Here is a 12,823-nt window from a genome sequence, read left to right as displayed (position 1 = left end):
TCGAGGCGAAGCGCAGGTGGCGGTCCCAGTTGGGCGCGGCACTGCTGTCTTCTATTTGTTTCGGTGGCCTGGCTCACGCGGGCACGACGCAGGCGGAGGATCCGGCGGCCGCGCCCACGGCATCCGAAGCAGCTCCCGCGGCCGCTCCAGCGGAGCAGGTCATCGAGCTGCCGAAGCTGCTCCACACCGTGGAGGCGCCCTACCCTGCGGAGGCGGAGCGCGCGCAGCTGGAAGCGAACGTCCGCCTGCGGCTGCGCGTGGACACGCAGGGCGTGGTGACGCAGGCGGAGGTGATGGAGCCCGTGGGCCACGGCTTCGATGAAGCCGCGCGCACCGCCGCGCTCCAGTTCCGCTTCACGCCCGCGAAGCGCAACGGCGTCCCTGCCCCCGCGCGCGTCACGTACACCTACGTCTTCCAGCTGCCCGGCCGCTCCAAGGCCGTGGCCGCCACGCCCCCGCCCGCCCTGTCCAGCGCCCCGAAGACCGCGGCGTCCCAGGACGAAGCCCCGGCAGAGTACGAGGAGGACGTCGAGGTCACCGCCGTGGGCGAGACGCGCGCCGAGCGCCGCCGCAAGTCCGCGGAGGCCGTGCAGGTCATCGAGTTGGAGCAGGCCAGCATGGAGTCCGCCGACCTGGGCACCGCGCTGGCGCGCACGGAGGGCGTGGACGTGCGCCGCACCGGCGGCCTGGGCAGCACCGCGCGCATCTCCATCGCGGGCCTGTCGGATGATCAGGTGCGCTTCTTCATCGACGGCGTCCCGCTGGAGTTCGCGGGCTACGGCCCGGGCCTGGCGAACGTGCCGGTGAACCTGGTGCAGCAGATGGAGGTCTACACGGGCGTGGTGCCCATCCGCTTCGGCGCGGACGTGCTGGGCGGCGCCGTGGAGCTCGTCACCGACCAGGACGTGCGCGGCTCCGCCGTGGCGGGTTCCTACGAGCTGGCCTCCTTCAACATCCACCGCTTCACCGCGAGCGGCCGTCACTACCAGGAGTCCACCGGCCTGCTGGTGCGCGCGCACGGCTTCTACGACGACGCGCGCAACGACTACCCCGTCAGCGTGGAGGTGCCCAACGACCTGGGCAAGCCCGTGCCCGTGGAGGTGCGGCGCTTCCACGACGGCTACCGCGCGGGCGGGGCCAGCGTCGAGGCGGGCTTCGTGGACAAGCCCTGGGCGCGGCGCCTGCTCATGCGCGGCTTCATCAACGCCGCCGGCCGCGACATCCAGAACGACGTCAACATGGAGGCCGCCTACGGCGAGGTGACCACCGCGGACGGCTCCGCGGGCGCCACGCTGCGCTACGCGCAGAACCACGACCCGGGCGTGAGCGTGGACGCGGTGGGCGGGTACACGTTCCGCCGCAACCGGTTCCTGGACATCGGCTCGTGCGCCTACGACTGGTATGGCCGCTGCTTCCTCACCCTGCCCCAGCCGGGGGAGATCAGCGAAGGCGGCACGGAGCGCTACGTCAACCAGCACACCGCGTTCGCGCGGCTCAACGCCGCCTGGACACCCGTGCCCGGTGGCGCGCACACGCTGCGGCTCGCGGTGTCGCCTACCTTCGTGGCGCGCTCCGGCGAGGACCGCCGGCTCCAGGCGAACAACCAGCCGGATCCACTCACAGCGCCCCGCGGCGCCACGTCCCTGGTGTCGGGCCTGGAGTACCAGCTCGATGCCATTGACGGGCGGCTGCAGAACATCGCCTTCGTGAAGGACTACCTCCAGGACGTGCGCGCGCAGAAGCTGCTGGCCAGCGCGGAGTTCATGGACCTGGGCCGCACCGCGCACGAGTTCGGCCTGGGTGACAGCCTGCGCTTCCGCATCACCCCCGAGCTTGGCGCCAAGGCCTCCTACGAGTGGGCCACGCGGCTGCCGCGCCCGGATGAAATCTTCGGCGACGGGAACCTCATCGTCGACAACCTGGAGCTCCGGCCGGAGACCAGTCACAACTTCAACCTGGGTCTGGGCTACGCGTCCCAGGAAGGCCGCGCCGGCAGCTTCCGCGCCAACGTGAACGGCTTTGCCCGGCTGACGGATCAGCTCATCATCCTGATTGGCCAGGGCAGCTACTTCACCTACCAGAACGTCTACGGTTCCCGAGCGCTGGGCGCGATGGGCTCCCTGGGGTGGACGTCTCCGGGCCGCTACCTGAGCCTGGACGGCAACGCCACGTACCAGGATCTGCGCAACACCTCCGGCGAGGGCAACTACGCCGAGTTCAAGGACCAGCGCATCCCCAACCGTCCCTACCTGACGGCCAACGGCAGCGCGCAGGTCCGCGTGTCCGGCCTGCTCAAGTTCCAGGACGAGCTGCTCGTCACGTGGCGCACGCGCTACGTGGACGACTTCCTCCTCTCCTGGGAGGCGCTGGGCAACGCCGACAAGCTGGGCATCGATTCACAGCTCACGCACGGGCTGGCGCTCACCTACGTCATCCGCGACATGTCGACCCGGCTGAGCTGGACGTTGGACTTCCAGAACATCACCAACGCCCAGACCTACGACTTCTACGGGGTCCAGCGCCCCGGGCGGCTCATCGCCGCCAAGTTCACGCTGGAGCGCTGAACCATCGCGTTCCTGTTTTTCGCCGCACCTCCACCCCACTTGAAAGGGAAGTCCTTTGACGCCTTCACCCTTCCTCCGCACCTCCGCGCGCCTGCTGCTGGCGCTCTCCCTCGCCTTCACGGCGGCCGCCTGCAACGACGACGACGACAACACGCCGGACTCGGGCACCAACACCGACGCCGGCACCGACGCGGGCACCGATGCGGGCACGACGACTCCGCCGATGTACGCGTTCGTCGCGCAGGTCAGCGTCGAGGGCAACCCCCAGAGCTACGTCATCCTGACGGAGACGTTGGATCCGGCCACGCCGCTGTCCACCGCCAATGCCACGCAGATCAACGGCCGCGCGCTGGGCTCCGGCATCACGAAGTCGGGCGCCATCTTCGTCTCCAGCAGCGCCGGCGCCACCGTCACCCGCTACAACCTGACGGCCAGCAACACGCTGGAGAAGGCCGGTGAGGTCACCTTCGCGGGCAAGGGCGTCACCACCATCGGCGAGTACCAGAACCAGTTCCAGTTCGCCTCCGAGACCAAGGCCTACTACTTCGACGGCCGCAACTCGCAGGTCATCATCTGGAACCCGAAGGACATGACGCTGACGAACAGCATCTCCCTGCCAGAGCTGACCATCGCCGGTAGCTCGACGACCTTCGCCTCCAACCCGATCCGCGTGGGCACCAAGGTGCTGATGCCGGTGGGCTGGCGCGCGGGCGCCGCCGTCACCAAGCAGGCGGGCATCATCGTGGTGGACACGGCGAACGACAGCGCGGTGCTGGTGAAGGATGATCGCTGCGGCTACGTGCGCGACGGCATCGTGGGCACGGACAACAAGGTCTACCTGGCGACGGAGGCGTACGGCGCCGCGGAGAAGCGCGTGTCCGGCACCAACTCCAGCGTGCCCACCCCCTGCATGCTGAAGTTCGACCCGGCGACGAACACCTACGACGCGACCTACTTCAAGGACCTGGGCACGCTGACGAACGGCGGCGCCACCGGTTCGCTGCTCGCGGGCCCCAACGGCACGGGCTACCTGCGCGTGCTGGATGAGACCGTCTACCCGGTCGCGGTGGACACGAACGCGCGCGTCCTCGCGAGCGCCGTGGCCTGGAAGTGGTGGAAGATCGACCCGGCCGCCGGCACCAACGCGACGCTCGTGGACACGCTGCCGGCCAGCACGGGCAGCTCGTTCCTGTACGAGATGAACGGCCGCACGGTGTTCAGCGAGTTCACCAACAACAGCGGCACCACGAACTACCGCGAGCTGTCGGACCTGACCGGCAACTTGGTGGCGACGCACCAGGGCCTGTCGTTCTCCTTCCTGCAGCTGCGCTAGTCGTTCCTGAAACATCCGGCCCCCGGGATTTTCGAATCCCGGGGGCCGTTTCATTGCGGGGAACTCAGGTGCACATCAGCCACGAGCACTTGCCGGACTGACACTCGCGGCCCGCGGAACACAGCGAACCCTTGGCGCGCTTGTTCACACACTTGCCGTCGTTCGTGCCCCAGCCGCAGAACTGGTTCGAGGCGCAGTGCGAGTCGGCGGAGCAGGTGCAGACACCCGGGATGTCGCCGCAGTTGTCCAGGGCGCTGCACAGGCTGGACTTGCACTCCTGGTCGAAGCGGCACGTCTCCGACACCAGCTTGGTGCTGGGGGCGTAGGCCTTGCCGCAGATCTTCGGGAACGCCGCCTCACGGGTGGCCTTGGCGACGTAGGGGTCGACGCCACCGGTGTCGATGTCGTTGGCCGCGTCCGCCATGCCGGTGCGGGTGCCGTTGGCGCGCTCCCACATCCGGATGAAGTTCTCCGAGGAGCCCTCCAGGCCCGTGGTGTTGACGCCCAACTGCTTCAGGTCCTTCACCACGTCCGGCAGGAGGCCCACGTGGGCCAGGCCGTACACGTCGAAGTCGGTGCCCAGCGGCGGCGGGCCAGAGACACGCTGCTGCTCCTCCTGCGCGTCCGCCTCCGCGTGGAAGCCCGCGGAGCACGCGCCGAAGTCACCGAAGCGCGGGCGCGTCTGCTGGATGAAGCCGTTCAGGTCCGCGCCGAAGCCCATGTTGACCTTGAGGCCCTGGCGGCCGAACTCGTACGCCTGCGCGAGCGAGCGCGTGGAGCCCTGGCAGTTGTTGGCCACCGGCGTGCGGTTGTAGTTGCGCGTCTCGTCGTGCGCGGTGCGCAGGCCGAACATGCCGCCCGTCTGACGCACGTAGCGGACCACCCACGACGGCGTCGTCTTCTCGTTGGAGGCCAGGTCCGGGTTCATCACCTCGCGGAAGTGGCCGTGGGAGATGAACAGCGGGTAGTACGTCTGGCCCTGGGACAGGGCATAGGCGTCCTGGACGCTCTTCTCGGACATGTGGGCCATGTCGATGAGCATTCCCTTGTTCATCATCTCCTGGACCAGCAGCTTGCCGTCCGCGGTGAGGCCCTTGGTGTTCTTGCAGTTGGCGTCCACGTCGAAGCCGAGCGTGAAGCCGTTGCCCGTGAGGCCGCAGTCCGTGTCGATGTGACAGTTCTCCAGGAACTGGGCCACCTGGAAGATGGCGTTGTGCGGGGCCGCGCCGCCAAAGCGGTTGTCCAGCTGGTGCACGGGCTGCAGCGAGCGCACGCCCAGCGAATAGACGCGGTTCAACTCCGCGCGCCAGTCCTTGGTGCCGAAGAGCTTGCTGGACTCGATGGAGAGCACCATGGCGAGCTTGCCCTGCGCGATGATCTGCCGGGCATGCGCGGGCGAAAGGGCGATCTCCGCCCAGTCCGTGCGCGCGTCGAAGTCGCGGGCCATCTGGAGCTGGACATCCACGTCCATCATCTCGTCACAAGGGCGCTTGAGGTTCTGGTACGGCAGCGCCTTGCAGAGGAACTCGTTGCTGACGAGCGACACCATGACCAGGGACATGCCGCCCTGGCGGGCCTTGTTCAGCCAGCCCTCCCACGCCTGCTGATGCGCGATGGTGTCCCAGCGCGGCCACTGGGTGGGCGTGTCCATGCGGCCCAGGTGAAGACCGGTGTCGCCCTGGGTGCCTTCGACCTGGCCGATGATCTCCGACGCCACCGCGCCGCCCACGCCGAAGACGTCGGACAGGACGGGGATGCCGCTCAGGTTCACGTTGCCCGAGTTGGGACAGAGGTTGAGCATGTTGCTCAGGTCCATGCGGACACGCGCGTGGTCGCTCTCCGGCATGCCGCCGTCACAGCTCGCCAGCGTGCCGGTGTGACTTCCGTGGAACCACCCACCGCCGAACGCCTCCTCGGCGAACATGTGGTGGTGCATCTCCGCGAAGCCGGTCACCGCGAGCGGCTGGGCCGCCTCCACGGGCGCCTCCACGGGGGCGGCCGGCTCGTCCGTGACGGGCCCGCAAGCCAGCGCGAGCGACGTGGCCGCGAGCAGCGGTGAGAACAAATACCTTGAGACAATTCGGGAGCGACGCGACATGCATGCACCTTTCTGGGGGGTGGGGCACACTGGGAGTATCAGCCCCGGTTCCAGCTAATCAATGCTTGCGGCCTAAGCGCGGTGAAGCCTTGCATTGACGCGGCGCGCCACGCGGGAGGGTTGTCACATGCCCGAGACGTGGCCATGTGTGCGTCATGGAGGCCACCGACACGCGCCCCGACTCTGCGCTACCGGAGCTGCTGAAGCGCGTGGGCTTCCGGCGGCGTCGGTGGGGGTTCGGCTCGGCCACCCAGCTGCTCTGGAACAGGGTGGAGAGCAACGCCTCGCTCCTCGAGCTGTGCCGGATCCGCCAGGATCTCACCGCCGAGGAAACGGCCATCCTGCGGCAATGTCAGGAGAAGCTGGATGCCGCGCGGTGGTGCCTGGACAAGCCCACGGGGCGCTGGTCGTTCTCCTACTGGGAGCTCATCCACGAAGTGGACGGGCTGCTCCTGCTGGTGATGCCCGCGTCCATGCTGGTGCCCCGGGCGCTGGAGATCCAACAGCAGTTCGAGCGCCGGGTGACGGACTCGCGGGCCCACCTCTGGCTCGGCGCGGACAGGACGAGCGGTCCCCTGCCCCGGAGCGTGCGCCAGCTCACCCGCGTGGACGGGCCCGGAAACGTTGCGCCCCCACCCCTCGACGCGGAGGAGTCCCGCTATTGCCGCAGCGTGCTTCGAGGAGCGCTCGACTCCGTCAACCAGCAGGTGGACAAGACGTTCTGGCAGCTCTCCATCAACGTCTCGTTGCAGGTCTTCAGCACGCTCCTGCTGCTGGCGGTCTTCGTCATCTCCTTCGTGCTGCTGACGCGGGAGTTGATCCAGACCTGGCCGGGGGAGCTGATTCCCCGGGGCCTGCTCCTGGTGGGCTTCGCGGGAGCCTCCGGGGCCATCATCTCCAACATGCTGTCGAAGGAGCGCTTCGTCGTCGCCACGGGGGCGACGGGACGCTTCTTCGCCTACCACCTGATGGTGAAGCCCGTCATCGGCGCGTTCGCGGCGCTGATGCTCCTCTTCCTGGAGCAGTCCCGCATGCTGCTGTCCGTGGACACGCGGACGGGAAGCACCGGGGTGGACCCCAGCCCTGCCCTCTTCCACATCGTGGTGAGCGACAACCAGGCCGTGTTCTTCACGCTGATGGCGCTGGCGGTCGTCGCGGGTTGGTCCGCGGACAAGCTCCTGAGCTCCATCATGGACAAGGTGCTGGGCCGGCTCCTCGGCCAGTCGGAGAAGGTGCTGCCTCCGTCCAACCTCGCCAGCACGCCGCCGCCTCGCACGCCGGCGCCAGCGGCGCGGTGAGGCTCAAACGGGCGCGGGGGCTTCGTGGCGTGGCACGGCCCTCCGGGCGAAGCGGGCCAGCGCGGCCAGCAGCTCGTCCGCCATGTGCAGGGCATTGGGGCGCCAGGGCGCGGTGAAGCGCGCGTCCATGCTCGTCTGGCGGATGGTGGACAGCCACTCGTGCACCACCCGCTCGGAATAGCCCGCGCTGCGCGCCGCCTCGTGCAGCAGGGAGTATTCGCGCAGCAGGAAGGTGGAGAACGTGACGGGGTCGTCCGCGCCCAACGCGATGGGCACCGGCGGGGGTGCGCTGTCATCCGCGCGCGGGGGGTTGAGCCGCAGGATGGGGTGGTTGCGCAAGTCCATCAGGTTGCCGATGAGCAGGTTGCTGGACGGGTTCACCTCCACGACGGTCCCCCGCGCGCCCACGTGCCGGCGCATCGCGTCCTGCACCGTCCGGAGCGCGTCCACCTCCGACGCGTCCAACGGGATGTCCACCAACTGCTGCCCGCGCTGGAACACGCGCTCGTCCTCCCGGTAGGCGATGAGGAGGCTTCGGACCTGCTCCGCGTTGAGCACCCGGCTCCAGTCCAGCCGGCGGAAGGCGCGGCTGAAGGCATCCAGGCCCACGCCGCCCTCCTCCCGCGCCAGCGGTGGGCACCAAAGGGTGTGCAGTACGTGGTGCGCCTCGGCCAGCACATGCGACGCGATACAGTCTCCGAAGACGGACTCGGACAGCTCGCGCAGCATGTTCTCCACGCGCTGCGGGCGTCCGGGAGGTGCCTCCGCGGCCAGCGCCGGTGGCAGCCGGTAGTCGCCGTAGAGGCGCCACTCGAAGACCAGGTCCCACAGCCGGTCCTCGGCCGGCATCATCACCGCGCCCACGGACTCCGCCCACATCCCGGGCTCGACGCCCAGCGCGGTGGCGTGGCCCAACCGTCCTCCCGTGCGGTCCAGCAGGTAGTGAAGGCTCTCATAGATGCGGCGCAGGCCCTCCATGAGGTGCCGGTAGTCCTCGCCCACGTGCGACGTCAGCCGGAGCGGTGGAGCGCCCCGGGCCTCTCGCTTCGTCGCGGCGCGCGCGGCGCCCCACCGCACGTAGCGGTACAGCGGCGCCAGCACCCACGTGGGCACACTCAGCTCATCCGACGCCACGTCCAGGCCTCGCACCAGCCAGAGCGACAGCGGCACCGCCTTCAGCAGATCCACCAGCGCCTCCACCTGCACCGACTGCGAGGCGAAGTAGTCGGAGAACCGTCCGCCCAGCCGCACGCGGCCCTCGGGCACCGGCTCCGCGTACGTGCCCATGCCGTGCGCGGGCGGCTGCCCCTGCGTCCAGTTCCGGCCGGGGTCCCGGGCCTTGATGAGGTGCATCACCACGCCGAACTCCGGCGGGCGCCCTCCGACGGCGCGCTCTCCCGTGCGGCCCAGCACGCCCCGCCATGACTGCGTGAGGGAGGCCAGCTCCTCCGCGATGCGGATGGGGTCGTTCGCGAGGCTCGTGCGGACCTCCAGCGCGGCGATGGGTTGGTCACCGCCCGCTACCGCGTAGGACACCTCCGCGCGTACTGCGCGCAGGGGGCGCTTCATCGCGGCTGGCCGGCCATAGAAACGGATGAACCACTGGAGGCCCGCGGTCAGCGGCCGCTGCACATAGGCGCGGTAGCTGAGGCACCGCACGCGCTGGACCTGCCAGAAGAGCCGGTCGAAGTGCACGTCATGCTCACCCGCGCGCTCCATGCGCCCCAGGTGATTCAGGCCCGCGCGCACCAGCCAGCGCTCCCCTCCGTTAGGGCTGCTCAGGCGCAGCCGCAAGGCCACCGGATCACACCGCCGCCATACTTCATCGAGCGTGGCGGGCGGGTCGGTCACATTGCGGGCCGCCAGCGGGTGGAGGTCCTCGTAGAGGCCGCGCAGTTCATCCAGCTCCGGGAGGATCTCCCGCCGGCCCCGCGAGAGCGCCTCCAGCGTGCGTGAGAGCACGCGTCGCCGCTGCGGCAGCCATGCCTGGGATTCCGAGAGGCCACGGACGAAGTCCAGGAGCGAAGGCGTCTCGCGGCGCAGCAGGACCTCCGCGAGGACACAGCGGGTCACCGCGGTCGCCAGCAGCCAGCGCAGCATCACCTCGCTTTCGTCGAAGGGCAGGCCCGGACCCGCCAGGGTGCGCGGATCCAGGCCCGCGTCTCCCACGGAGGACAGCAGCGACGCCCACAGGAGCGGGAAGTCCATGCCCGCGCCGACGTGGTGGTGCACCTCCGCCACGCCACGATCCAACAGGTGGCGCACCAGCAGCGGCGGTTCGATGTCCACGCGCGTGGGAGGCGGCTCCACCGGCACGGCCGCCAGCAGCAGGTCCTCCGGCATCGCGAAGGTGAGCCAGCGGTAGTGCGTCAGCGCCTCCACCGCCTCCGCGCCCGTGCCCTGGAAGATGACGGTGACGCCGGGCCTGCGCTCCAGGTGCGTGTCCGCCAGGTGCCGCAGGTAGTGGAACATCGACACGCCCTTGCGCGGAGCCTGCCGGTGGCTGACGTGGCCTCGCGAGGGAAACCAGAACGCGTCGCGCACGGCGATGATCCGGTCCAACGACCAGCCGCTGGCGTGCTCCGACAGGCTCTTCTCGCACTCGCGCCAGAGCGCTCGCGTGGGGCCGCCGGCCTCCGCATCCAGCGACGGCACCAGCTCCGTCACCGCGGATCGGAAGGCCCCGAGGCTCGTCAGCGGGAAGCTGGCGACCTCCGCTCGGACGAAGGCCTCCGGGACGCGGCGAGGTGCCAGGTTTCCCGGCGGTGGGCGTGCGCCCTCGCTGCTCACGGATGCTCATCCGGGGACGGCGGGTTCAGGTGGGGCGTCAGGCCCAGCACCACCCCCGCCAGCGGATCCCCGTCGTGGTCCACCACCGCGAACCAGGCGTCCACCAGGGTGTCGAGCCAGCCGTAGTACGTCTCCGACGCGCGCCCGCCGCCCGCGCCGAGCGCCTGACGGAGCGACTCCGCCGCGCTGGAGCGATTCACGGCGTCGCGCACCCGCTGGTGCCGGAAGGCCGCCAGCCGGGGCGCCTGGGTGCGCCAGTCCTTCACCAGGAGGTCCCAGCCTTCATTCGGACTGGAGACACCGGACGGTTGGCGCAGCAGGCTCCGCGCATCGAAGGCGAGCGCGAACTCCGGCAGCACCTGGAGCGGCAGCATGTCGCGAAGCCAGACCTGCGCCGTCCAGAGCCGATCATACCCGGCGCTGTGCTCACGGATCCGCGTGACGAGCTCCGCCACCGCGTCGCGCACCCACTGTTCATAGCGTTCCAGCGAGAGGGTCAGCCGCGAGGCCTTCAGCACGGACATGGCGCCCTGGCGTTCATCCCCCCAGTTCCACTGGCCCATCGCCATTCCGGAAATGGAGCAGATGTTCTCCACCCACGCGGCCTGGATGTAGCGGGCGCGCAGGGTGGCGTCCTCGCCGTCCCCGGCGGTGAGGAACCCCCGGGAGAGTCGCACGAGGAACGCGCGCCACTGCGCGGTGAGGATGGCGAACTCGATGAAGGTGTTCCACGAGGGCGGCGTCCACCAGAACGCGGCCTGGACGAACGGCTCGCCGCGCGCGCGGCCCGACCAGAACTCGTGCACGGTGGCGACCATCTCCGGGCTCATCTCGAGCGCCGTCACGTCCGCGCTCAGCACGCGGGGCCGCTCGAAGAGCATCAGCACGTCATGCAGGACCATGAACCAGCCGGCGACGTTCGCGGGCAGCGACGCCTCCCGGCCGGGTTCCTCCAGGTCCTCCAGCATCAGCACCACCTCATGGAAGCGGCGCAGGTGCACCTCCGTGCCCAGCACCCGGGCGTGCGCGCCCGTCCCGTTTCCACCGGGGTCGCGCGGCGGCGCCTGCAGGACGCCGTGGAGGCTGGTGCGCTTGGAGCGGCGGATGGGCTTGCCCGTCAGGTCCAGGCAGACGCGGCCCTGGTCGTCCTGACGGAGGATGTGGTGGTGCAGCTGCTCGCTGGCCCAGGCCGGCAGGTCGCTCTCGTCGATGGCGTTGCGGAGCATCTCCGAGGCGATGCGGACCACGGACTCACCCTGCTCCGGCGCGGCCCCGGTGGTGGGCGCGGCGGAGCACATGACCTCGCGCCGGACGGCGTGCCACAGGTCCTGAAGGGTGCGCGCGGGCAGCGTGAGCGCGAGTCGCCCCACGTGGTGGAGGAGCGGCTCGTCCGGGCGCGCTTCGGTTTCGCGGGCCTCCGCGTCGTCATTGCGGAGGGCTTCGCGGTAGCAGCGCGCCACGTCGGGCGCGAGCCGGGCTTGCAGGTCGAAGAGGTCCGCGAAGGTCTCCAGCACGCGCGATTCCGTCCGCTTGCCGGCCGGAAGGCGTAGGCGCCGCAGCAGCGAGCCCAGCGACTCACCCCGCCCGTCCACGGGGAAGCGCCAGGCCTCGTGGGGTTCCACCAGGTCCAGCGCGATGCGGTAGCTGGGCGGCAGCGCGCGGCGCAGCGTGGTGGCCGCCTGGCGCCGGGCGATGGCGAGCGTCTCCTCCTGGCCTCGAATCCCGATGCCGGCCTGACCGGAGATGATCAGCTCCTTCTGGAAGGAGCGCTCCATGAAGCGCTGGAACTCCTGGTGTCCGGCGGCCAGGACGAACCAGAGGTGGCGGCTGGCCACCATGCGAGTGAGCTTCACGATGTTGTAGAGGTGCTCGATGCTGCGGTCCACGTTGTCGATGGGCAGCACCAGCAGCACCTGGTCGCCGCCGGACGCGCCGAAGCGCGGCATGGACAGCGTGCGCGCCACGTCCTCCATGGCATCGGCGAAGCGCGGCTGGAAGTTGGCGTAGATCTCCGACGCGCGGATCTGCTGCTCCGCGCGCACGCGGGCATCGGTGGTGGACGGGATGTCCTCCCACATGAACGACGCGTCGCGGATGAGGTGATCCAACTTCCCCCACGTCTCCTCCGCGCCCTCCTCCAGGATGGAGGACGCCCACCGGGAGGAATCGCCGCGCGCGCCCTTCCCGCGGCGGGGTTGATCCAACGCGGCCCGCACGCGGACCAGCAGCGTGGCCAGCAGGTTCGCCTGTGTCGGGACAGGCTCCAGGTCGAGCGGCTCCAGCCAGAGGATGCGCCGCTCCAGCCGTTCGAGCGTCCGCGACAGCGCGGCCACCTCCGGACCGGGCGCCCCGCGCACGAAGGACTTCCAATCCCGCAGCGCCTGCACGGCGCTGAGCAGGAGGGTCGTCTTACCGGAGCCCCGGGCGCCGGAGACGAGGAGGCTGGTGGAGAGATGTTCGGTGCTGGCCGCTTCCGCGCTGCCCTCGCAGGCCGCCTCCAGCCAGGAGAAGAGCTCCCGGAGTCCCTGGCGGGTGGGCGTCAGCAGGTCGTCCCACGCGAAGGCCTGCGCCTCCGCCTGGGGCGTGGGCAGGTACGGCTGACCCGCCTCCGGGGCATCGTGCGGTGTCGTGGCCATGGCCCCGGAGGATGGTCGGGGGACACCGCCGTGCGAATCGCCCTGGAGTCAGGCGGGATGTCGCAAGGTGGAAGCAGCGCGGGCGCGAAGTCCGAATCACGCGG

6 protein-coding genes are annotated in these 12,823 nt (G+C 70.0%); 3 read left to right on the top strand and 3 right to left on the bottom strand.

The window, feature by feature from the left end:
• Positions 1 to 29: 29 nt before the first annotated feature.
• Both mxcH and GTZ93_RS10600 read left to right on the top strand, forming a co-directional pair.
• A complete protein-coding gene (mxcH, locus tag GTZ93_RS10605; RefSeq protein WP_261778198.1) occupies positions 30 to 2,564 on the top strand; it encodes a TonB-dependent siderophore myxochelin receptor MxcH in 2,535 nt (844 codons plus the stop codon).
• A gap of 55 nt (positions 2,565 to 2,619) precedes the next feature.
• Complete coding sequence (locus GTZ93_RS10600) at positions 2,620 to 3,897, top strand: hypothetical protein (RefSeq protein WP_139915679.1); 1,278 nt, start codon at positions 2,620 to 2,622, stop codon at positions 3,895 to 3,897.
• A gap of 64 nt (positions 3,898 to 3,961) precedes the next feature.
• On the opposite strand, the gene GTZ93_RS10595 is transcribed toward GTZ93_RS10600, so the two are convergent.
• Positions 3,962 to 5,995 carry a membrane dipeptidase gene (locus tag GTZ93_RS10595; protein WP_139915680.1) on the bottom strand — a complete coding sequence of 678 codons (2,034 nt, stop codon included), beginning with the start codon at positions 5,993 to 5,995 and terminating at the stop codon, positions 3,962 to 3,964.
• A 155-nt stretch (positions 5,996 to 6,150) separates the two neighbouring features.
• Between GTZ93_RS10595 and GTZ93_RS10590 the strand changes: the two genes are divergently transcribed.
• Entirely contained in the window at positions 6,151 to 7,293 is a 1,143-nt protein-coding gene (locus tag GTZ93_RS10590) for a hypothetical protein (RefSeq protein WP_139915681.1), read from the top strand.
• A gap of 3 nt (positions 7,294 to 7,296) precedes the next feature.
• On the opposite strand, the gene GTZ93_RS10585 is transcribed toward GTZ93_RS10590, so the two are convergent.
• Positions 7,297 to 10,083: an amidohydrolase family protein gene (locus GTZ93_RS10585; protein ID WP_161662761.1), complete on the bottom strand. Its 2,787-nt coding sequence runs from the start codon at positions 10,081 to 10,083 to the stop codon at positions 7,297 to 7,299.
• Entirely contained in the window at positions 10,080 to 12,719 is a 2,640-nt protein-coding gene (locus GTZ93_RS10580; RefSeq protein WP_139915682.1) for a P-loop NTPase family protein, read from the bottom strand. Before GTZ93_RS10580 ends, GTZ93_RS10585 begins: the two co-directional genes overlap by 4 nt.
• Positions 12,720 to 12,823: the final 104 nt, after the last annotated feature.

The sequence above is a fragment of the Corallococcus exiguus genome, assembly GCF_009909105.1.
Classification (GTDB): Bacteria; Myxococcota; Myxococcia; order Myxococcales; family Myxococcaceae; genus Corallococcus; species Corallococcus exiguus.
This window is presented reverse-complemented; position numbering and strand designations above follow the sequence as displayed.

What these genes read in the sequence shown, in the direction of transcription:
- GTZ93_RS10595 (WP_139915680.1), bottom strand. Translation starts at nt 5,995, where the DNA reads ATGTCGCGTCGCTCCCGAATTGTCTCAAGGTATTTGTTCTCACCGCTG.
- GTZ93_RS10590 (WP_139915681.1), top strand. Translation starts at nt 6,151, where the DNA reads ATGGAGGCCACCGACACGCGCCCCGACTCTGCGCTACCGGAGCTGCTG.
- GTZ93_RS10580 (WP_139915682.1), bottom strand. Translation starts at nt 12,719, where the DNA reads ATGGCCACGACACCGCACGATGCCCCGGAGGCGGGTCAGCCGTACCTG.